The organism is Pseudomonas sp. 2(2015), from assembly GCF_000955865.1.
GTDB lineage: Bacteria > Pseudomonadota > Gammaproteobacteria > Pseudomonadales > Pseudomonadaceae > Aquipseudomonas.
The window spans coordinates 91498-112693 of sequence record NZ_JYOF01000005.1; the positions used below are offsets into that span (position 1 = coordinate 91498).

22 protein-coding genes are annotated in these 21196 nt (G+C 65.4%); 7 read left to right on the forward strand and 15 right to left on the reverse strand.

Annotated features, from left to right (window positions below):
* Positions 1-43: 43 nt before the first annotated feature.
* On the forward strand, positions 44-967 hold the full coding sequence (locus UB48_RS10905; protein ID WP_045196807.1) for a LysR family transcriptional regulator: 924 nt from the start codon (positions 44-46) through the stop codon (positions 965-967).
* Here the strand turns inward: UB48_RS10905 and UB48_RS10910 are convergent.
* From UB48_RS10910 to fusA, 6 genes are all read right to left on the reverse strand, one after another.
* Complete coding sequence (locus UB48_RS10910) at positions 936-1601, reverse strand: glycosyltransferase family 2 protein (RefSeq protein WP_045196809.1); 666 nt, start codon at positions 1599-1601, stop codon at positions 936-938. The genes UB48_RS10905 and UB48_RS10910 overlap by 32 nt on opposite strands.
* Positions 1598-2197 carry a bifunctional 2-polyprenyl-6-hydroxyphenol methylase/3-demethylubiquinol 3-O-methyltransferase UbiG gene (locus UB48_RS10915; protein ID WP_045196811.1) on the reverse strand — a complete coding sequence of 200 codons (600 nt, stop codon included), beginning with the start codon at positions 2195-2197 and terminating at the stop codon, positions 1598-1600. The genes UB48_RS10910 and UB48_RS10915 overlap by 4 nt, the downstream gene beginning before the upstream one ends.
* Positions 2194-2958, reverse strand: a complete 765-nt coding sequence (locus tag UB48_RS10920; protein ID WP_045196813.1) for a PIG-L deacetylase family protein — start codon at positions 2956-2958, stop codon at positions 2194-2196. The genes UB48_RS10915 and UB48_RS10920 overlap by 4 nt, the downstream gene beginning before the upstream one ends.
* Complete coding sequence (locus UB48_RS10925; RefSeq protein ID WP_045196815.1) at positions 2955-3968, reverse strand: acyl-CoA dehydrogenase family protein; 1014 nt, start codon at positions 3966-3968, stop codon at positions 2955-2957. The genes UB48_RS10920 and UB48_RS10925 overlap by 4 nt, the downstream gene beginning before the upstream one ends.
* Positions 3965-6445, reverse strand: a complete 2481-nt coding sequence (ligD, locus tag UB48_RS10930; protein ID WP_045196817.1) for a DNA ligase D — start codon at positions 6443-6445, stop codon at positions 3965-3967. Before ligD ends, UB48_RS10925 begins: the two co-directional genes overlap by 4 nt.
* Before the next feature lie 197 nt (positions 6446-6642).
* Complete coding sequence (gene fusA / locus UB48_RS10935; protein ID WP_045196819.1) at positions 6643-8748, reverse strand: elongation factor G; 2106 nt, start codon at positions 8746-8748, stop codon at positions 6643-6645.
* A 176-nt stretch (positions 8749-8924) separates the two neighbouring features.
* Here fusA and dsdA point away from each other — a divergent pair, with 176 nt between their 5' ends.
* Together dsdA and dsdC are read left to right on the forward strand one after the other, a co-directional pair.
* On the forward strand, positions 8925-10277 hold the full coding sequence (gene dsdA, locus UB48_RS10940) for a D-serine ammonia-lyase (protein ID WP_045196821.1): 1353 nt from the start codon (positions 8925-8927) through the stop codon (positions 10275-10277).
* Between the two features lie 2 nt (positions 10278-10279).
* Positions 10280-11212, forward strand: a complete 933-nt coding sequence (gene dsdC, locus UB48_RS10945) for a DNA-binding transcriptional regulator DsdC (protein ID WP_045196824.1) — start codon at positions 10280-10282, stop codon at positions 11210-11212.
* Here the strand turns inward: dsdC and UB48_RS28185 are convergent.
* The 5 genes from UB48_RS28185 to UB48_RS10965 are packed head-to-tail and all read right to left on the reverse strand — an operon-like array spanning position 11205 to position 15316.
* Positions 11205-11930, reverse strand: coding sequence for a Gfo/Idh/MocA family protein (locus UB48_RS28185; RefSeq protein ID WP_275559527.1), 726 nt, complete (start codon positions 11928-11930; stop codon positions 11205-11207). The genes dsdC and UB48_RS28185 overlap by 8 nt on opposite strands.
* Before the next feature lie 23 nt (positions 11931-11953).
* Positions 11954-12370, reverse strand: coding sequence for a Gfo/Idh/MocA family oxidoreductase (locus UB48_RS28190; protein WP_275559528.1), 417 nt, complete (start codon positions 12368-12370; stop codon positions 11954-11956).
* On the reverse strand, positions 12367-12822 hold the full coding sequence (gene aroQ, locus UB48_RS10955; RefSeq protein WP_045196826.1) for a type II 3-dehydroquinate dehydratase: 456 nt from the start codon (positions 12820-12822) through the stop codon (positions 12367-12369). Before aroQ ends, UB48_RS28190 begins: the two co-directional genes overlap by 4 nt.
* Positions 12819-14210 (reverse strand): MFS transporter, encoded by a 1392-nt coding sequence (locus tag UB48_RS10960; protein WP_045196828.1) that lies wholly within the window; start codon positions 14208-14210, stop codon positions 12819-12821. The genes aroQ and UB48_RS10960 overlap by 4 nt, the downstream gene beginning before the upstream one ends.
* 53 nt (positions 14211-14263) lie before the next feature.
* On the reverse strand, positions 14264-15316 hold the full coding sequence (locus UB48_RS10965) for a Gfo/Idh/MocA family protein (protein WP_045196830.1): 1053 nt from the start codon (positions 15314-15316) through the stop codon (positions 14264-14266).
* Between the two features lie 83 nt (positions 15317-15399).
* On the opposite strand from UB48_RS10965, the gene UB48_RS10970 reads away from it, so the two are divergent.
* Positions 15400-16344, forward strand: coding sequence for a LysR family transcriptional regulator (locus UB48_RS10970; RefSeq protein ID WP_045196831.1), 945 nt, complete (start codon positions 15400-15402; stop codon positions 16342-16344).
* Between the two features lie 102 nt (positions 16345-16446).
* Here UB48_RS10970 and UB48_RS10975 read toward each other — a convergent pair whose 3' ends face one another.
* Positions 16447-16878: a hypothetical protein gene (locus tag UB48_RS10975; RefSeq protein WP_045196835.1), complete on the reverse strand. Its 432-nt coding sequence runs from the start codon at positions 16876-16878 to the stop codon at positions 16447-16449.
* Between the two features lie 173 nt (positions 16879-17051).
* On the opposite strand from UB48_RS10975, the gene UB48_RS10980 reads away from it, so the two are divergent.
* Positions 17052-17339 (forward strand): hypothetical protein, encoded by a 288-nt coding sequence (locus UB48_RS10980; protein WP_045196837.1) that lies wholly within the window; start codon positions 17052-17054, stop codon positions 17337-17339.
* Between the two features lie 9 nt (positions 17340-17348).
* On the opposite strand, the gene UB48_RS10985 is transcribed toward UB48_RS10980, so the two are convergent.
* On the reverse strand, positions 17349-17837 hold the full coding sequence (locus UB48_RS10985; RefSeq protein WP_045196839.1) for a DUF2938 domain-containing protein: 489 nt from the start codon (positions 17835-17837) through the stop codon (positions 17349-17351).
* A gap of 75 nt (positions 17838-17912) precedes the next feature.
* Between UB48_RS10985 and UB48_RS10990 the strand changes: the two genes are divergently transcribed.
* Positions 17913-18548, forward strand: a complete 636-nt coding sequence (locus UB48_RS10990; protein WP_052676512.1) for a metalloregulator ArsR/SmtB family transcription factor — start codon at positions 17913-17915, stop codon at positions 18546-18548.
* On the opposite strand, the gene UB48_RS10995 is transcribed toward UB48_RS10990, so the two are convergent.
* The gene (locus UB48_RS10995; protein WP_045196843.1) at positions 18545-19795 is read right to left on the reverse strand and encodes an aspartate aminotransferase family protein; all 1251 of its coding nucleotides are present in this window, start codon (positions 19793-19795) and stop codon (positions 18545-18547) included. The two genes, UB48_RS10990 and UB48_RS10995, sit on opposite strands and share 4 nt — an antisense overlap.
* A gap of 79 nt (positions 19796-19874) precedes the next feature.
* Positions 19875-20792 (reverse strand): LysR substrate-binding domain-containing protein, encoded by a 918-nt coding sequence (locus UB48_RS11000; protein ID WP_045196844.1) that lies wholly within the window; start codon positions 20790-20792, stop codon positions 19875-19877.
* Positions 20793-20942: 150 nt separating this feature from the next.
* Here UB48_RS11000 and UB48_RS11005 point away from each other — a divergent pair.
* The coding region (locus UB48_RS11005) for an aldehyde dehydrogenase family protein (protein ID WP_045196845.1) at positions 20943-21196 on the forward strand (254 nt) is incomplete at its 3' end.

Below are 21196 nucleotides of genomic sequence, written 5' to 3' on the forward strand. Positions count from 1 at the left end.
GGCAGATTGGTCGAATTATTTTGACAATGGCGAACCCACACGCATGGTCAGCCTCGACCGTTTCGAACTGTTTTGCGCCGTGGTGCAGGCAGGCTCCTTCACCGGCGCCGCCGAGCGCTTGCAGCAAACCCGCGCTGCGGTCAGCTTCAGCATCAAGCAACTGGAAGCTGAATTGGGCGTCACCCTGCTGACCCGCACCACCCGCCGCATCGCCTTGACCGATGCCGGCGAGCGCTTTTACCAGCGTTGCCTGTTGTTGGTCGAAGATGCCCGCATCGCCATCGACGAAGCGCGCGCCGAGCACGCCGGCTTGCAGGGCAGCCTGCGGATTACCACCACGGTCGAGTACGGGCTGAAGGTGCTCGCCCCGGCACTGCAAGCGTTCTGCCGTTTGCACCCTGAGCTGAGCGTGCGTCTGGAAACCCACACCGCTCAGGTCGACCTGGTGCGCGAGCGCTTCGATGTCGCCATCCGCCTGGGCCAGGCACACGACTCCGATTACCGTGGCGTATGCCTGGCGAGCTACCAGGTGCGCCTGGTGCTGGCGCCCGGCCTGCTGGCTGCCCACGGCGAGCAGTTGATCAACTCACCCGCGCGCCTGGCTCAGCTGCCGCAACTGGTGCACAGCCGTTTCGAGCAGAACAACCGCTGGGCGCTGGTCGACAGCAAGGCGCGCAGTTCGGAGTATGTCCCTCAGGGCACGCCATTGCTGATCGCCGACAACGCCTCGATCCTGCGTGCCTTTGCCGTGCAGGGCGCAGGCGTGGCGCTGCTGCCGGACTGGCTGGTGGCCGATGAGCTGGCCAGCGGGCAGTTGCTCGATGGGCTGCCCGGCTATGGTTTTGCGCCGCAAAGCGTGTATGCCCTGTATCCGTCCAGCCGCCACGTACCGCGCAAGGTCCGCGCCTGGATCGACTTCATCAAGGCCTGGCTGGCTACGCCCGGGCCGGATCACTCAGGTTGTTGAGAAAGTCCCCGAAGCCGCCGCGCACCCGGCAGTCCTTGCGGCTGCTGGTCGACACGCTGTTGCGCGCGGTCCAGACGATATGTGCGCCGCTTTGCTGCAGGTCGTTGACCAGTTGCACATCCTCGTGCAGCGGCAATGGCTGGAACCCCCCGACCTTTTCGTAGGCGCGGGCGCAGATGCCGAGGTTGGCGCCGTGTATGTGCCGGTGGCCTTCGCGGGCCTGGTAATGGGCCAGGTAGCGTTCGCGCAGCGCCGCATCCTGGTGGGCTTGCCAGGTGTCGACATGCACCGTGCCGCACACCGCATCGGCAGCAAAGGCCAGTTGGCATAACAGCCAGTCGGCCGGGACGCAGCTGTCGGCATCGGTGAAGGCCAGCCAGCGTGCGCCACGCTCGAGCATCAACGCCGCACCGGCGCGGCGCGCCTGGCCGACATTACGCGCCTGGACCTTGAGCACTTCCACGCCATGGGCGCGGGCGACGGCCTCGCTGGCATCGCTGCAGGCGTCCAGTACCACCACCGTCTGCACCTCTTCGCCCCGCGCCGTTAGCGCCCGGGCGGCACGGCCAAGGGCGCGCAGGCAGCGGCCGAGCAGTTGTTCTTCGTTATGCGCGGGGACAATCACGGCAATCATAGGCAGGGCTCGTCAAGGTCGATGGCATAAGGCTGGACGCACCAGTATTCAAGAACAAAGTCGGTCTCTTCGTGGCGCAGGCTGCGGTACAACGGCAAGCGCTCGGCCAACAGTTCATGGACCTGGTGGCCGGTTTGCGGGCAGCCGTCGATCGGGTGCAGCCAGTGGCACAGCAGCAGAGCACCGTCGGCGCTCAGGCTGGCGGTGGCGCGCTCCAGTACTTCCAGCCACTGGCCGGGGTCCAGGTAGTAGCCGATCTCGCTGAGCACGATCAGCTCGAACTCGCCGGCCGGCCAGTCGCCGGGCAGGCAGCCTTGGGTAACCTCGGCGTTGGGCCATGGCCGCAGGCGTTCGCCGGCCAGTTGCACGGCGGTGGCGTTGAGGTCCTGGCACAAAAGGCTTTCGCAGCGCTCGGCGAGGGCGGCGCTGAGCTCGCCATTGGCGCAGGCCGGCTCGAACACCCGGCCGTAGTACTGGCGCGGCAGGCTGGCCAGCAGCAGCTCGCGCTTGCGTTTTTCGTACCAGCGGGTGCGAAAGGCCCAGGGGTCGTCGCTGTGCGCGAACAGCTGCTCGAAGTAGCTGGCCGAGACGCTCATGTGAACACCAGTTCGAAAGGTTGCTGCAGCCGCGCCAACGCTTCGCGGTCGAGTACCGGCGGGGTCAGCTCGTCGGCCAGCAACTGGCTGGTATGGGCGGCGATGGCCTGTTGCTTGAGGGCCAGCACCGCGCGGTCGAGAAACAGCTTGTGGGCGCGCTGCCAGGGCAGCCGCGGGTCGCTGGGGCGGGCCCAGTGCCAGGCCCAGATTGGCACTTCGATCAAGCGCGCGCCGACAGTGTCGCAGGCGCGGGCGCAAGCGCGGCCTACTGCTTCATGGTCGCAGTGGCCGTCCAGGCGCCAGGTGGTCAGCACCCGGTCGCTGGCGCGCAGTAGCTGCACCAGGCGTTCGGCCAGCCAGCGTTCATGGTTGGCCACGGCGCTGTCGGCCAGGCCCAGGCGCAGCCAGCTCAGGCGGGTCAGGTCCAGCCCGAGACGGCGCAGGGCATCGGCGCTTTCCCGTGGGCGTTGCTGGCGTAGGCGTTCGCTGGTCCAGTGGCGCGAATCGGGGTGGCTGGCCTCTCCGTCGCTGACCGAGACCAGCAGCAACTCGTGTTCACGGCCGCGCATGCCAGCCAGCACGCCGCCGCAGCCGAGCACTTCGTCGTCCGGGTGCGGGGCGACCACTACCAGGCGCCTGCCACCAGGCACCAACTGGTCATGGGTAATTGCCGGCACCGACTGCAGGATCGCCGACGCTTGCCAGTGCGCCAGCGGTGTGCCCGGCGCCTGGATCGGGTTCTGCGGTGGTTGCAGGGTCATAGCCGCCAGCCTCCCTCGGGGGTTGCACGCACTTGCCGGCCCAGCTCGGCCAGGTCGCGCTCGGCATGACTCTGGCGCAGGAACACCGGCAGGTCGGCGCTGAGCCGGGCAAACTGGCTGTCGCGACAGAACGGCGTCGCGCCCAGGGCCCGGCCGACGTGATCGAGCACACACAGCGCGGCGTTTTCGACCTGCGCGCGCAGGCGCCGGACGCTCAGCTCGGCATCGCTGCCGGGATGGCCGTCGATCCACGCCGCGGTTTCATGCAAGGCCGCCCGGGCACCGGCAAGCGCAGCGTCGACTGCACCCAGATGCGCCTGGGCGTGGGCGTCTTCATGACTGCGGCAATGTTCGAGCAAAAACTCGCCCAGGGTTTGCGCCGCGCCGTACCAGCAGGCGGCGATGCCAGCGCCACCGTGCCAGAAGCCCGGTCGCGACAGGTACTGGCCGCTGCTGCCGACCAGGTGCGCCGGGCAGTCGTTGAACTCGACATCGACGCTGGCGGTAATGGCCATGCCGACCGCCTGCCAGCCGTCATTGAAGATGCGCAGCGCCGGTTGATTCAAGGCCACCGCCACCAGTTGCGGACGGTCTTGTTCGTCCCAGGCGGTGAGCAGCGCCCGGTCGATCTGCAGGGCGCCGGAGCACCAGGCCTTGCGGCCTTGCAGGTGCACGTCGTTGCCGGTGCGACGGACGATACGCACCCGCGCATTGGCCGGCTCGGCTGCCCATACCCCCCAACTGCCCGCCGGGTCCAGATGGCTGGCGCCGCACTCATGGATGATCGCCAGGGCGTCGGTGTGGCCCTCGAACAGCTTGGCCAGGGCCAGATCAGCCCCGGCGACTTGGGCCAATACCTGCCAACGCTGCAGGGTGCGGCCATGGCCGGGCAGCGGCAGTTGGTCGAGACCGGTCTCCCGGCATTGTTCCAGGCAGCGTTGCAACTGGCGGTCGAGGGTCAGCGCCTGCGGGCGACGGGCGAAGGTCTGTAACAGCTCCAGGTGGTTCATGACTCAACCCCCATGCGCCGGCGCAGTTCCTTGCTGATCGACTGGCGTACCTGGCCATACCCGGCCCAAGGGTCATCGCCTGCGGCCAGGCGTTCGCCGAGGTTGAGCAGGTTCCACTGGTTCGCGCCTTTAAGCTCGGTCAGCTCTTCACGGCGAATCGGCACCGACACCGGCAGCCCTTCGCGGGCGCGGATCGAATAGGCACAAACCGTGGTCGCGCCTTTACCGTTGCGCAGGTAGTCGATAAAGATCCGCCCGACCCGGTTCTTCGGCCCGGACACCGCCGACAGGCGCTCGGGGAACAGCCCGGCCAGGTGCTGGACCATGGCCTGGCTGAAGCCTTTGACCTCGTCCCAGCCGGCGCGCCGGGTCAGCGGCACGACAATGTGCATGCCCTTGCCGCCGCTGGTCTTGAGGAATGACTGCAGGCCCAGTTCGTCGAGCAGCGCCAGGGTCAGCTGGGTGGCTTCGAGCATGGCCTTCCACGGCAGCGCCGGGTCCGGGTCGAGGTCGAGGATCAAGCGGTCGGGCCTGTCGAAATCCTTGGCGGTGGCGTTCCAGGTGTGCAGCTCGAGGGTGTTCATCTGCACCGCGCCGAGCAGGGTCCGGGCCTGGTCGATGATCATCAGCGCCTGGCCGGCTTCGGCCTTGGCGTGGCTCTCAAGGCCCGGGATGTTCAATTGCGCGGCGTTCTTCTGGAAGAACAGCTCGCCGGCCAGGCCATCGGGTGCGCGCACCAGCGCCACCGGGCGGCGCTTGAGGTGCGGCAGGATCCACTCGGCGACCTGGGCATAGTATTCGGCGACCTGGCGCTTGGTGATGCCGGTGCTGGCGTCGATGACGCGGTCGGGGTGGGTCAGGTGCAGGTTGGACGTTTTGCTCGCCGGGGTTTTCACGGGTTGCTCCAGGCCAATGGCCTTGGCCGGTTTATCGTCGCGCAGGCCGTGGAACACCGAATGGCGGACCACGCCGTCGCGGGTCATCTGCGCATAGGCGACCTCGGCCAGCAGTGTTGGCTTGAGCCAGTGCACACCCCTGGCCTCGGCGCCGCTGGGTGGCTTGGCGAACTGCGGCCTGGCCACTTCGAGGGGTTTGAGGCGCTGGTGAATATGGGCCAGGGTCGCGCTGTTGAACCCGGTGCCGACCTTGCCGGCATAGCGCAGCTCGCCGCGGTCATCATGCAGGGCCAGCAGCAGCGCGCCGAAGGCCTCGCGCGAGCCCTTGGGCTCGGTAAAGCCGACGATGACGAACTCCTGGCGCTGCTTGCACTTGAGCTTGATCCAGTCGCTGCTGCGCCGGTTCAGGTAGCTGCTGCCCAGGCGTTTGCCGATCAGGCCTTCCATCTGCATTTTGCAGGCGCTGTCGAGCAGCGATTCGACGCTCTGGTCAAAGTCGGCGGAAAAGCGCAGGCGCTTTTCATCGGCCTTTTCCAGCACCTTCGCCAGCGCCGCACGCCGTTGCTCCAGCGGGCATTGGCGCAGGTCCATGCCGTTGAGGTAGGGCACATCGAACAGGTAATAGAGGATCTGCTCGTCGCGTTGCTGGTCGAAGGCATTCTGCAGGGCCTGGAAATCCGCCACGCCTTGCTCATTGGCCACCACCATCTCGCCATCGAGCCAGGCCGAGTGCAGGCCGAGCTTCGCCAGGGCCTTGGCTTGCCGGGGCAGCTTGGCGGTCCAGTCATGGCCATTGCGGGTGAACAGGCGCACATCGTCACCATCGATACGGGCGAGGATGCGGTAACCGTCGAATTTGACTTCGTAACGCCAGTCGCCTTCAGGCGGCGTTTCTACCAGGGTGGCCAGCTGCGGCTTGAGCGAGGCGGGCAGGGCGGCTTTTTTTGCGCCGCTGAGTTCGTTTTTGCTCGCAGGTTTGGCCTTGCTGGTGGATTTGCTCGCGGCCTTGGTTGAGCGCGCAATCAGCGTGCGTTCGCTAAGCACGCTGTCTGGCTCGGCGTCGAGAATGTCGTAGTCGGCCTGCGGGCGCGCCTGGGCATCGTCAGACTTGATCAGCAGCCACTGCTCCTGCTTGCCGGCCAGGTGGGTGCGAAACAGGTTCCAGATGCCCGAAAGCTTTTCGCCCTGCAGGCGAAAGCGCAGCTTGCCCTTGGCATAGGCCTTGTGCGGATCTTCCTCGGGGATCCACACGCCACGGTCCCAGACGATTACATCACCGGCGCCGTAATGGCCTTCGGGGATGTTACCTTCGAAACTGGCGTAGTCCAGCGGGTGGTCTTCGACGTGCACGGCCAGGCGCCGGACCTTGGGGTCCAGCGACGGGCCCTTGGGGATGGCCCAGCTTTTCAGGGTGCCGTCCAGCTCCAGGCGAAAGTCATAGTGCAGGTGGCTGGCGTCGTGTTTCTGGATGCAGTACTGCAGGGCGTGGGCGGCTTTTTTGCCGCTGCGTTGATGGCCTGCGGGCTCCGGGGTAGCGTCGAAATTGCGCTTGCGCGCGTACTCCTGCAACGGCTTGGCCATGGCGGTGTCCTGCGGCTTTTGGGCGGGTCCTAAGCATTGGGATAGGGCGGCAGGGGTGGGAGTTCAATCGGCTTTTGTTCGAGGAGGGGCTGCTACGCACCCCATCGCCGGCAAGGCCGGCTCCCACAGGATTCGAGTGCGCCGCTATCCTGTGGGAGCCGGCCTTGCCGGCGATCGACCGTGAAGCGGTCGCCGTATCAGCCCTGTTTCTTGATAATCGCGTCACTGATGCTCGCCGGCGCCTCGGCGTACTTGGTGAACTCCATGGTGTAGCTGGCGCGGCCCTGGGTCATCGAGCGCATCTGTGTGGAGTAGCCGAACATCTCGCCCAGCGGCACTTCCGCGCGCACTACCTTGCCCGCCGGGGTCTCGCCGCCTTCCTGGATCATCCCGCGGCGCCGGCTGAGGTCGCCCATGATGTCGCCCTGGTATTCTTCGGGGGTCACCACTTCGACTTTCATCACCGGCTCCAGCAGTACTGCACCGCCTTTATCCTTCAGCTGTTTGGTGGCCATGGAGGCGGCGACCTTGAAGGCCATCTCGTTGGAGTCGACGTCGTGGTACGAGCCGTCGAACACCGTGGCCTTGAGGCCGATCAGCGGATAACCGGCGAGCACGCCGTTTTGCATTTGTTCTTCGATACCTTTCTGGATCGCCGGGATGTATTCACGCGGCACCACGCCGCCGACCACTTCGTTGACGAACTCCAGGCCCTCCTTGCCTTCATCGCCCGGGGCGAAGCGGATCCAGCAGTGGCCGTACTGGCCGCGACCGCCGGACTGGCGAACGAACTTGCCTTCGATCTCGCAGGTATTGCGGATCTTCTCGCGGTAGGCCACCTGCGGCTTGCCGATATTGGCCTCGACGCCGAACTCGCGGCGCATGCGGTCGACGATGATGTCCAGGTGCAACTCGCCCATGCCGGAGATGATCGTCTGCGCCGTCTCTTCGTCGGTGCGCACGCGAAACGACGGGTCTTCCTGGGCCAGCTTGCTCAGGGCGATGCCCATTTTCTCCTGGTCGGCCTTGGTTTTCGGCTCGACCGCCACCGAGATCACCGGGTCGGGGAAGTCCATGCGCTCGAGGATGATCGGCTGGTTGATGTCACAGAGGGTGTCGCCGGTGGTGACGTCCTTCATGCCGATCAGCGCGGCGATGTCGCCGGCGCACACGTCCTTGATCTCGGCGCGCTGGTTGGCGTGCATCTGCACCATGCGCCCGATCCGCTCCTTCTTGCCCTTGACCGAATTGAGCACGGCATTGCCGGAGCTGAGCACGCCGGAGTAGACCCGGGCGAAGGTCAGGGTGCCGACGAAGGGGTCGGTGGCGATCTTGAACGCCAGCGCCGAGAACGGTTCGTTGTCGTCGGCATGGCGTTCCAGGTGCTTGTCTTCGTGGTCCGGGTCGGTGCCGTTGATCGCCGGGATTTCCGAGGGCGCCGGCAGGTAGTCGATGACCGCGTCGAGCATCAGCGGCACGCCCTTGTTCTTGAACGACGAGCCGCAGATCGCCGGGACGATCTGGTTGGCCAGGGTGCGCTGGCGCAGGCCGGCCTTGATCTGCTCGTTGCTCAGCTCCTGGCCGTTGAGGTACAGCTCCATGAACTCGTCGTTGGCCTCGGCGGCGGCCTCGACCATGTGCGCGCGCCATTCGTTGGCAAGCGCGAGCATGTCGGCGGGAATCTCTGCTTCGCGGTAGCTGGTGCCCTGGTCGTCGTCGTTCCAGTAGATGGCCTTCATCTTCACCAGGTCAATCTGCCCGGCGAAATGTTCCTCGGCGCCGATCGACAGCTGGATCGGCACCGGGTGGTGGCCCAGGCGCTGGTCGATCTGCTTGACCACGCGCAGAAAGTCCGCGCCCTGGCGGTCCATTTTGTTGACGTAGGCCAGACGCGGCACATGGTACTTGTTGGCCTGGCGCCAGACCGTTTCCGATTGCGGCTCGACGCCGTCGGCGCCGCTGAACACCACCACCGCGCCGTCAAGCACGCGCAGCGAGCGCTCGACCTCGATGGTGAAGTCGACGTGGCCGGGGGTGTCGATGATGTTGAAACGGTACTTGTCGGGGAACTGCTTGGTCGAGCCCTGCCAGAACGCCGTGGTCGCCGCCGAAGTGATGGTGATGCCGCGCTCTTGCTCCTGGGCCATCCAGTCCATGGTCGCGGCGCCGTCGTGCACCTCGCCCATCTTGTGGTTGACCCCGGTGTAAAACAGGATGCGTTCGGTGGTGGTGGTTTTGCCGGCGTCAACATGGGCGACGATGCCGATGTTGCGGTACAGCTCGATGGGGGTGGTGCGCGCCATGAGGGGTCACCTGTGTGTGATGCGGAGGAAGAGGGTATTCCCACGGTAGCAGAAGTGCGCCGGCTTGCACGCCAGCCCATGGCTGAAGCAGGTTCATCCATGGGCTGAGCAGGCATCGGTTGTAAAGCGCCCGGGGCTGTCGCTTAATCGCTGCATTCGCCTCATGGAGCCGCCCGATGCCGCTGGAAAAATCCGTTACTGCCTGGTGCCAAAGTCATCCGCTGATCGCAGATCTGGTGGCGCTGCGCCCGACCTGCTGGTTCAACCCGGCCCTGGCGCCGAGCGCCGAAGCCCTCGCTGACGTGGCGCTGACCGCCGCGGATATCCGTGAGGCCAGCGCGCGGCTCGAACGCTTTGCCCCGTTCATCGCCTCGGCGTTCCCCGAAACCTCGGCCAGCGCCGGCATCATCGAATCGCCGTTGGTGGCGCTACACGCGTTGCAGGCGGTGCTGTGCGCCGAGCAGCAATTGCCAGTGAACGGCGCGCTGTGGCTCAAGGCCGACAACCTGCTGCCGATTTCCGGTTCGATCAAGGCCCGCGGCGGCATCTATGAAGTGCTCAAGCATGCCGAAGATCTGGCCCTCAAAGGTGGCCTGCTGCAACCGGGCGACAGCTACGCCAGGCTCGACAGCGATGCCGCCCGGGCGTTCTTCGGCCAGTACAGCGTGGCGGTCGGCTCCACCGGCAACCTGGGCTTGTCGATCGGCATCATCAGCGCGCGCCTGGGTTTCAAGGCCACCGTGCACATGTCTGCCGATGCCCGCCAGTGGAAAAAGGAGCGCCTGCGCGCCTGCGGCGTCGAGGTGCGCGAGTACAGCGCCGACTACAGCGTGGCGGTGGAGCAGGGCCGTAAGGAGGCCGAGGGCGATGCGCACTGTCACTTCGTCGATGATGAAAACTCGCTGAACCTGTTCCTCGGTTACGCCGTGGCCGCCGAGCGCCTGCAGCGCCAGTTGGCGGAACAGGGCATCGTGGTGGATGCCGAGCACCCGCTGTTCGTCTACCTGCCTTGCGGCGTCGGCGGGGGGCCTGGCGGCGTGGCCTTTGGCCTCAAGCAGATCTTTGGCGACGCAGTACATTGCCTGTTCGCCGAGCCGACCCACTCGCCGTGCATGTTCCTAGGCGTGTACACCGGCCTGCACGACGCGGTGTCGGTGTACGACTTCGGCATCGACAACCAGACCGCCGCCGACGGCCTGGCGGTGGGCCGGCCCTCGGGTTTTGTCGGCCGTTCGTTGCAGCGCCTGGTCGATGGCTACTACACCGTCAGCGACGCCACCCTGTACCGCCAGCTGGCGCAGATGCAGGCGTGTGAGGGCATCGAACTCGAGCCGTCAGCGCTGGCCGGGCTCGCGGGCATGTGCACTGTGCTGCAGGAGCAGCAGGGCTACCGTCAGCGCCTGGGCTTGAGTGAGGCGCGCATGGCCCGCGCCACCCACCTGGTGTGGGGCACCGGCGGCAGCATGGTGCCGCGCGAGGAGATGGACCGCTACCTGGCCAGGGGCCGCGCAGAACTTGCCGGTAACTGACCATGCTCAACCTGCCCGATCGCCTTGGCAGCCGCAAGAGCTGTGCCCAGTTCGCCAACCTGCACACCTTTGTCGCGGTTGCCCGGCACCTGAGCTTCAGTCAGGCCGCGCAAGAGCTGTGCCTGACTGCCAGCGCCGTCAGCCATCGCATCGCCCGCCTGGAGCAAGCCCTGGCGTTGCGCCTGTTCGAACGCCTGACCCGGCGCATTCGCCTGACTGCTGAAGGCGAGCGCCTCTATCAGGTGCTGCAAGGCTTGGAAGCGCAACTGCAAGAAGCCCTGCAACCGTCGACTGAAGAAGTCAGCGGTGCCTTGAGCCTGTATGTACGGCCATCGCTGGCCCAGCACTGGCTGGTGCCGCGCCTGGCGGATTTCCAGCAGCGTTATCCGCAGCTCAGCCTGGACATCCGCACCGGCAACGATCCGGTGGATTTTCGCACCCGCCCGGTGGACCTGGCCTTGCTGTATGGCCATGGCGAGTTTCCCGGGCTGGCCAGCCAGCTGTTGATGGATGAGCGCGTCGCCCCGGTGTGCAGCCCGCAGTATGCCGAGCGCCACGGCCTGATCGACCACCCCGGCCGCCTGGCCCAGTGCACCTTGCTGCACGATGCCCTGGCCTGGGAACATGCCGCCTTCGACGCCGAGTGGCAACGCTGGGCCGGCGAGCAGGGCGTAGGCCAGCACCTGCCCGCCCGCCACCTGACCTTCGACCGCTCCGACCTGTGCAGCGCCGCCGCCAGCCACCATGCCGGCGTGGCCATCGGTCGCCAGCGCCTGGTGCAACCGTTGCTGGACCAGGGCGCGTTGATCCTGCCCCTGGGGGGCTTCAGCCAGACGGCGGGGCAGGGTTACTACCTGGTGCATCCGCCGCAGGAAAGGTTACCGCTGCGTTTGCGGGTGATGATTGAGTGGTTGCGCGAGTGCGCGCTCAACTGACTTCGATCCAGCGCCCCTCCTGGCGATCCGACTGCACACACGCCTCGATAAATGCCATGCCGCGCAGGCCGTCTTCAGCGGTCGGGCACAGGCGTGCCAAGGGCGCCGGGGCGCGCTGTTCGCGGCGGGCCCTGATCAGTTCGGCGGCGTCGCTGTAGATGTTGGCGAAGGCTTCGAGCAGGCCTTCGGGCTGGCCGGCCTTGATTCGCGTGGCTTGTCTGGCGGCATCGCTGAGCCAGCTTTCACCCCGGCGCAGCACCTGGTGCGGCTGGTCCTGGTGGCGCAGTTCGAGGCGCTCGGGTTGTTCCTGGTGCCAGTACAGCGAGCCGCTTGAGCCAAAGATCCGGATCTGCAAGCCATGGCGCTGGCCGGCAGCGACGAAGCTTGCCCATAGCAGGCCTCGGCCGCCGCCGCTCAGGCGCAGTTTGACGTGGGCGTTGTCGTCCGAGGCGCGGCCCGGCACCAGGGTGCTGAGCTCGGCCGAGACCTGGCTGACCTCCTGGCCTGTTACAAAGCGCAGCAGTTGGTGGGCATGCACGCCGACATCGGCCAGTACCGACGAAGCGCCGGCCTGGCTGGGGTCGGTGCGCCAGGCCAGGGCCTTGACCCCTTGCTGCTCCAGCGGGTGGGTGCCGAAGGCGCTGGCGTGCTCGACCTGCACCAGGCGCACCTCGCCGATCGCACCCTGGGCGATCAGTTCGCGGGCTTCGCGAATCAACGGGTAGCCGCTGTAGTTGTGGGTCAGCAGGTGCAGGGCCGGGCCTTGGCGAACCTGATCGAGCAGGCATTGGCCTGGGCAAGGTTCGCCGCCAGCGGCTTGTCGCAGATGACGTCGATACCGTGCTTGAGAAACGCAAGGCTGGCCGGTACGTGCACGGCATTGGGCGCCATGATCGCCACCACCTGGATGCCGTCTGCGCGGGCGGCTTCGGCCCTGGCCATGGCTTCAAAATCGGCATAGGCGCGCTCTGGCGCCACGCCATAGGCCTGGGCTGCGGCCAGGTTGCGCTCGGGGTCGCGGGCGAAGACCCCGGCGACCAGCTGGTAATGGCCGTCCAGGGACGCCGCGTAACGGTGAGTCGAACCGATCGACGACTCCAGGCCGCCGCCGACAAAGCCCAGGCGCAGTCGTTGTTGTGGGTTGGCCATGGTTTTCATTGGGCGCCTCCGTTGGCGTGCTTGAGTTCGCGGGCAAAATGTTCGATCGCCAGCACATAGCCGTGAGTGCCGAAACCGGCCAGTACCGCCTTGGCCACCAGCGACACATAGGAGTGGTGGCGGAAGGCTTCGCGGCGGTGGACGTTGGAGATGTGCACCTCGATCACCGGTACCTCGGCGGCAATCAAAGCGTCGTGAATTGCCACCGAGGTGTGGGTCCAGGCGCCGGGGTTGATGACGACTCCGGCGACCCGGCCACGGGCCTGGTGAATCCAGTCGATCAGTTGGCCTTCGTGGTTGGTCTGCTGGAACTCAAGTTTCAGTTCCAGGCGCCGGGCGGCCTGCTGGCAGAGGTTTTCGACATCGGCCAGGGTTTCGCGGCCGTAGACTTCGGGTTGGCGCAGGCCGAGCATGTTCAGGTTGGGGCCGTTGAGCACGAGCAGGGTATTCATGGCTGGTTTCCAGTCAGGGCGTTGGCGCGCAGGGCGTCGTAGGTGGGTTTGTCCAGGCTTACCGCGTCGGCCTTGCCGAGCTGGTCGATGGGCGTGCGGTAGGTTTCCGGGGCGCTCCAGGCGGCGATGGCCGACAGCGCGGTGACCAGGCAGGTGATGGCGCCGATCAGCAGCGGCACGTTGTCGGAGCCCGGCGGCGCCACGGCGGTGAACAGCGCCGGCAGCAAGGCGGTGATCATGTAGCCGATGTTCTGCGCCACGGCCATGGCCGAGACCCGGTAATGGGTCTGGAACTGCTCGGGGAAGAAGCTTGGGAAGATGGCGTTATAGCCCTGGTAGATCATCCCCCACATCAGCAGCGAGGCGGCAAACGCCAGCGGCAGGTTGTGCAGGCTGATGGCATAGAGGTAAAGGAACGACATCAACCCGCAGCCGATGGCGCTGCCGATGATCAGCGGGCGGCGGCCGATTCGGTCGGAGAGGTTGCCGACAAAGGGGATCACCAGCACTGCGACGATGTTGCCGACCACCGGGATCCACAGGTACACGCTCTTGTCAAAACCCACGCCGTAGGCCGGCTGTACCGCATAGGCGGCGCCGAACACGGTGGTCACCACCGGGATCACGTTCATCAGCGACACCCCGAGTACTACCAGCATGCCGCGCCAGCTGTGCTTGAAGGCTTCACCGATGGGCGAGCGCTGGCGCACCACCTTGGCGACTTTCTGGGTGAACGCCGCCGGCTCCTCGACCTCGCGGCGGATGATGAATGCTGCCAGCAGCACGGCGGCACTGAGCAGGAAGGGGATGCGCCAGCCCCAGCTGTTGAAGGCCTCTTCGGGCATGAAATAGGCCAGCGGCAGGAAGATTGCCGCCGCCAGCACCTGGCCGGCCTGCACGCCCTGCAGGGTGAAGCTTGCGTAAAAGCCACGACGACCGGGCGGCGCATGTTCGAGGATCATCGAGCTGGCACCGGCGATTTCCCCGGCCACGGCAAAGCCCTGGACCAGGCGCAGCACCACCAATAGCACTGGCGCCCAGTAGCCGATCTGGTTGTAGGTCGGCAGCAGGCCGACGGCGAAGGTGGCCAGGCCCATCAACAGCATGCACAGCAGCAACACATGCTTGCGCCCGCGGGTATCGCCCCAGTGGCCGAGCACGAAGGCGCCGACCGGGCGCGCCAGGTAGCCGACGCCGTAGGTGGCCAGGGAGGCGACGATGGCCAGTTTCGGGTCGCTGGAAGGGAAGAAGATCTGCGGGAAAATCAGCGCCGCAGCCTGGGCATAAATGAAGAAGTCGTAGTACTCGAGCGCCGAGCCGACCCAGCCGCTGGCCGTGGCTTTCTTGGTTTGCCGGGCTGCATGCAGCCCTTGGGGATGGTTGGCCATCTGTCTGTCTCCGTTTGTTGTTGTTATGGAGCGGTAGGACTGGATAAAAGGCTTCAGAGGCTGTCGGTGTCGACGATCTGCCCGCTGCGTGCGGCGCTGCTGATGGCTTCGACGATCTGCAGGTTGCGCAGGCCGTCGCGCACGCTCACCAGCGGCGCTTGTTCGCCACGAACCACCTGGCAGAAATGCGCCAGCTGGCGGGCCAGCGGGTCGGCGCTCTGCAGCGGCGCCACGGCGGTGCTGAAGGGTTTCCACCATGAGCGCTCGGCAGATTGCTCGTAGTACTTCAGGCGCATGGTCGGGATCGACAGCGTGCCCTGGGTGCCGCAGATCACGTAGCAGTCTTCGTCGGCGTAGCTGGGGTAATCGAGGTTCTCCCGCGCGGTCTGCTCCCAGCTGCGGGCGCAGGCGGCGGTGTCGCAGAGCATGAAGGTGCCGAGGGCGCCGTTGGCAAAGCGCAGGCTGATGGCGACGCTGTCTTCCACGGCAAAGCCACGGGTGGCGCTGGAAGCCTGGGCCTGCACGGCGACGATCTCGCCGCACAGCGAACGCAGGTTGCCGATCTCGTGGATCATGTTGATCAGCACCGGCCCGCCGCCGAGCTGCCGGCGCCAGGGCGCGGCGTCGAAATAGTCGTCGGGCTTGTAGAACAGCGCGCTGCCCATCACCGCTACCAGGTTGCCGAGCAAGCCTTCGGCGATTACCTCGCGGGCCTTGGCGAGGATCGCGCTGTGGGCACGGTGATGGCCGACCAGCAGCCGCGCACCCGTTTGCTCGGCGATCGCCAGCAGGCGCTTGCCTTCCTCCAGGGTGTGGGCCACGGGTTTTTCGATCAGCGCGGCAACGCCGTGGTCGACGCAGGCCAGGGCGCCTTCGACATGCAGGTGATTGGGCGTAGCGAGGATCACCCCGTCCGGGCGCTGCTCGGCAAACAGTTGCTCAAGTGAAGGGTAGAGGGCAACGCCGTGGCTGGCTGCCAGCTCGGCGGCGGCCGGGGCCGGGTCGATCAGGGCGGCCAGTTCGCACTCGGCGCTGGCCTGGATCAGTTCGATATGCCTGTGGCCAATCAGGCCGGCACCGGCAACGGCAATGCGAAGTTTGTTCATGGCGCTCTCGTTATTGTTATGCGGACCGCGGCAGCGGTTTTGTGAGAGGCTAATAAAAAACTCCCAGGAGATAATCGGGCCAGATGAAGAATCAGAATGCGCTATTAGCGAATAATGAACCGCTGCTGCGCGACCTGCAGTTGTTCTGCGAAGTGGCGCGCCGCTCAAGCTTCATCGCCGCCGCCACCGAGATCGGCCTGTCGCCGGCGCATGTCAGCAAGCGCATTGCCACCCTCGAGACCCTGCTGGGGGTCAAGCTGTTCAACCGCACCACGCGGCGGGTGAATATCACCAGCGACGGCGAGGCGGCGTTCATCTGGGCGCAGAAGATTCTCGAGAACGTCGAGTCGATGCTTGAGTCGTTGTCCGCTGCCCACAGCGAGCCGCGCGGCACCCTGCGTATCAGCACCAGCCTGCGCCTGGGCCGCGAGCACATCGCGCCGATCTTGTCGCTGTTGCGCAAGCGTCACCCGACCCTGGATATCTGGCTGGAACTGCTCGACCGCCGGGTCGACCTGATTGGCGAGAACTTCGATATCGACATCCGCGTCGGCGAGGTGCAGGAGAAACACCTTATCGCTCACCGCATTGCCGAGAACAAGCGGGTGCTGGCGGCATCGCCGGATTACCTGGCGCGGCGCGGGCCGGTGCGGGTACCGGCGGAACTGGCCCAGCACGATTGCCTGCTGTTTCGCAGCCGCGACGACCGCTTTGGCGTGTGGCGACTGGTCGGCCCGGGCGGGCCGGAAACGGTCAAGGTCACCGGGCCCATGGCCGCCAACCACAGCGATATCGTCCGCCAATGGGCGATGGACGGGCACGGCATCATCATGGCTTCGTACTGGGACGTGGCCGCCAGCTTGCAGGAGGGGGCGCTGGTCAGGGTGTTGCCGGCCTATCACCAGCCGGCGGATGTCTGGGCGGTGACGGCGGCGCGTTCGGGTAGCTCGGCGAAGGTCCGCAGTTGCGTGGCGTTCTTGCGTGAGCAACTGGCGCAGGGGCCGTTTGCGCTGGCGGTGGGTGGCTGAGGGGGCATCGCGGGGCAGGCCAACTCCCACAGGCACTATGCAGGCTCAAAACTGTGGGAGTCGGCCTTGCCGGCGATGGGCTGCACAAGCAGCCCCAAGCACTCAATCGCCGGCTTGCACCTGCAGCATCCACTGCCCGTCGATTTCACGCACCAGGCCGCTGGCCAGGAACAACGGCAGCAGGCGCTTGTGCAGCTGCGGTTCAACAAAACCTTTCACTGCGCTCAGGTCCAGCGCACCCAGCGCCGGCAGATCGGCCTTGGTGTACGAAAGCCAGGCCTTCTTCAGTGCATTGAGCACATCGCTGCCCGCGGTGTTGGCAAAGCGCCGGTTGAGCGTCTGGCCGTCGAGCACGAAGGTGTGCTGGTACTCGTAGCCCGTTTCGTCACCGCCGCTGGTGCGGCAGCGGATACAGGTGCAAGGCCCGTCGCCGAAGGCTTTTTGCAGGTAGTTGTTGAAATCCACCACGGGCTTGAGCCCCAGGCGCTTGTCGACCTCGAACATGTCCGAGGTCAGGTTCTGTTCAGCACTCAATGTCATTCCTCTGACAGGTTTTACCGGGGGGGCACAATACCAGCCGGGGCGGGCCGAGGGTACCTTCGTGCGTCGCCTCGTCGATAGGCGCGGGCTTTTTCCGGGCCGCTCCATTACCCTATGCGCCCGTGAGCGTCAGCAGACGCCGATAGAATTGTCGTTGGAGTTCGACCATGTACAACTACACAGCCACCGTAACCGTCAGCGACGACCTGCATGCAGACGTTGAAGCGGTGGAAAACGTTGCAATTCGGGTGGGTCTTGAAGCCGTTACCGAGACGCTGAAGAAGGTCCACTTTGTCGGTGCCCTGGCCGCTCCGGACAAGGCGACGCACATCTGCGTGACCCTCGATAACGGCCTGAGCTACTACGGCCCGATCGTTAACGGCCATGCCGAGCTGGAAGGCGGCTGGATCGCCTTTGAATGCGACATGCTTACTCCGCAAGAACTGGGCCTGTAATCCGTTGGGCTACAGCACGCCAGCCCAGAACAACCCGGCCAGGTACAAGGCCACGCCAAACACCCCATGGGCCAGCAGGCTGCGTGCCCGCGCCACATTCGGCCTGGGGGTTTTCGAGGCAAAGACACCGGCGCCCATGCCGGGCTGCATGATCAGGTAGGGCGCCGCCACGGTCGCCAGGCCAAGCACAAATGCTGGCATAAACCGTGGCTGTTGCGCCCACTCCAGCCCGCAAAGGGCGAGCAGCAAAGCGGCGAACATCACCCCTATTAGGTAATGCGCACTCCAGCCGATCAGCCGTTCGTTGGCCAGCGCAGGCGCCTTGGCGATGCTCTGATGGGCGAACTGCCCGCGCGGCATATGGCCAATCCAGCGGCCGACCAAGCCCCAGTTCGGCCCGGCCATGCCCAGCACGCGCAACTGGAACAGTGACCAGAGATCGGCAATGGCGGTGGCCGTTACGCCAATCAGTATCGCAAGGGTCAATCCTTCAAGCATGGCGTACTCCTTTTAATAACATTCAATAGATTGATTGAATGATTGGCCAATGCTACCTTGCTGTCAATGACTGATATGAAAACCCAACAACACCAGCAGATTGCCGAGCTGGCGCGGACCCTTGGCCACGCCCATCGTCTGAATCTGCTCGAACAGATGGCGGGCGGTGAGCTGGCCGTCGAGCAACTGGCCCAGCAGTGCCAGCTGTCGGTGGCCAACGCCTCCCAGCACCTGCAGCACTTGCGTCGCTCCGGCTTCGTGCAGACCCGCCGTGATGGCAAGCGCGTGCTCTACCGGCTCAGCGCCGGGCCGATCACCGAGGTGCTGGCGGCGCTCGGGCAATTGGCCGCGTTCAACCGTGCGGCGATCCGCGAGCTGATGAGCGATAGCCTGAGTGCGCCTGAACAGCTGGAAGGGATCAGCAGGGAAGAGCTGCTTGAGCGTTTGCAGGCGCACAGCGTGACCCTGCTCGATGTGCGCCCGGCCGAGGAATTTGCCCAGGGGCACTTGCCGGGGGCGATCAATATTCCATTCAGCGAATTGCAGCAGCGCCTGGGTGAGCTGCCGGCCAGCCAGGAAGTGGTCGCCTATTGCCGTGGGCCCTGGTGCGTGTTTTCCCGCGATGCGGTGACGGCCCTGAAAGCCGGCGGCTTCAGGGCGCGTCACTACCTTCCGGGTGTCGAGCAGTGGCCCGGGCCGCTGCAGGGTTAAGCCAGTTCTCCGAGACAGCGTTCGAGGATATCAAGGCCTTCTTCCAGCACCTCAGGCTCGATGGTCAGCGGTGCCAGCAAGCGGATGATGTGCCGCGCCTTGCCGCTGGGCATCAGCAGCAGGCCGGCGCTTCTGGCCGCTGCCAGCAGGTGTGCCAGCTGCGCCGTGGCCGGACTGCCATTGGCGTTGACCAGCTCGATGCCACGCATGGCGCCGGTGCCGGTCAGGCGGCCCAGGTAAGGTGAAAGTTTGTTGGCCTGCCAGCGTTCGAAGCGCCTGAGCAGCGTCGCTTCCTGCTGCTCGCCCCAGGTTGCCAGGTTGGCATCGCTCATTTCATCCAGGGTGGCCAGCGCGGCGGCGCAGGCTATTGGGTTGCCGGAGTAGGTACCGCCCAGGCCGCCTTTGGGCAGGTTGTCGACCAGCGCCTTGCGCCCGACCACCGCGCCCAGCGGCATGCCGCCGGCAATACTCTTGGCCAGCAACAGCAGGTCCGGCTCGATGCCCAGGCGCGGGAAGGCGAAGCGCTGGCCGGTGCGGCCAAAACCCGACTGGATTTCATCGATGATGAGCAGGATCCCGTGCTGGTCGCAGAAGCTGCGCAGGGCCTGGGCGAACGCAGGTTCCATGGCCAGGAAGCCGGCCTCGCCCTGCACCGGTTCAAAGATGAAGGCGGCCACGTCATTGACGTCGATCTCGACGCTGAACAGGCGCTGCATGGCCTCGAGCGCCTGCTCGGTGCTCACCCCGCTGTCCTGGCTGGGGAAGGGCAGGTGATACACCGGCCCCGGCAGCACGCCGACGCGCTGCTTGTAGGGGGCGACCTTGCCGTTGAGGTTGAGGGTCGCCAGGGTGCGGCCATGAAAGCCGCCGTCAAAGGCGATGATCGCAGTCTTGCCGGTGGCACCGCGAGCGATCTTCAGGGCGTTTTCTGCAGCTTCCGCACCGCTGTTGGTGAGCATGCCACTGAGCGGGTAAGACACTGGCACGAACTGCGCCAGCCGGTGCATCAGCTCGATGTAGGGCTCATGCCCGGCGGCGTTGAAGGCGTAGTGGGTCAGGCGCGTGGCCTGCGTCTGGATGGCGGCGACAATTCGCGGGTGGCAGTGGCCCAGGTTCAACACGCCAATACCGCCGACAAAATCAATATAACGTTTGCCGTCGGTGTCCCAGACTTCCGCGTTTTTACCGTGTGACAGTGTAATAGGGTGAACTACGGAAATAGACTGGCTGATAGTTTCGTGACTCATTTGCCCGCGGCCTCGCTGCAGTTTCTTATTATCTAAGCGAGCCGCGGTTATTCAGTGCAAACGAAATAAAGGATTGCAATCATTCCTTCAATTCCGGAACTTGCCCGCCACTGCCCACGCGCTCAACGATCCACTCGACAAAGGCGCGGACCTTGGGCACCTCGGCGGCATGTTCGGCGTGGGCGATAAAATGCGAGCCCTCGCTGGTTTTCGGGTGGTTCCAGGGGATCGCCAATTTGCCTTCGGCCAGCTCCTCGGCCACCAGATAACGCGGGACAAGGGCGATGCCGCAGCCGGCCTGGGCGGCGCGGATGCACATGTAGAAGGTGTCGAAGCGTGGGCCGTGGTAGCTGTTCTGGCTGTGCAGGCCCTGGCCGAGAAACCACTCATGCCAGGCCTCGGGCCGCGAGGTGCACTGCAGCAGGCGGTGTTCGGTGAGTGATTCGGCACTGTCGAAGTGCTGCCGGGCCAGCAGGTCCGGGGCGCACACCGGCACCACCTGCTCCTTGAACAGCTCGATGCAGGTTGCCCCGGGCCAGGTGCCCTGGCCGAAAAAGAAGGCGATGTCGGCCTTGGCCTGAACCAGGTCGAAGGGTTCCAGTTCGTTGCGGATGTCCAGGTGAATACGCGGATGGCGCTCGCCGAAGCCCTTGAGATTAGGCACCAGCCAACGCTCGCCGAAGGTCGGCTGGGTGGCGATGCGCAGCACTTCGGTCTCGCCGCCATAACTGAGGATGTAGCGGCTGGACATATCCAGTTGCACCAGGATCTTGTTCACCTCGGCCAGGTACAGGGCGCCGGCCGGGGTCAGGTGCAGGCGCCGGCGGATGCGCTGGAACAGCGGGTGCGAGAGCATCTCTTCAAGCTGCGCGACCTGCTTGCTCACCGCGCTCTGGGTCAGGTGCAGCTCTTGGGCTGCACGGGTAAAACTCAGGTGCCGGGCGGCGGCTTCGAAGCACTGCAGGGCGGTGGTGGAGGGCATCAGGCGTTTGGACATGGGCGGGGTCAACCTGGCGAAAAAGAGATGAGGTCATTCCGTTACGGAATCATGTGCTTCTAAAAGGTCGTTTGTGAGCAGCGGCCCTATAGATTAATACTGACCTGCATCAACGATTTCAACCCGTATCCGCTGTAGGAGAATAATAAGATGGTTGCTGAACTACTTACCCGTTTGGGCGTGCCTGAAAGTTTATATAACGGCGGCACTCATGCTGTTTTTACGCCCATCGACGGCAGCCAGATCGCAGCGCTTACCCTGGAAGACAAAGCGGCGGTAACCCGTCGTATCGACGCCGCCCATGGGGCCTTCTTGCGCTGGCGTGATGTGCCGGCGCCACGGCGTGGCGAACTGGTGCGGCTGTTCGGCGAAGTGCTGCGTGAGCACAAGGCCGAGCTCGGCGA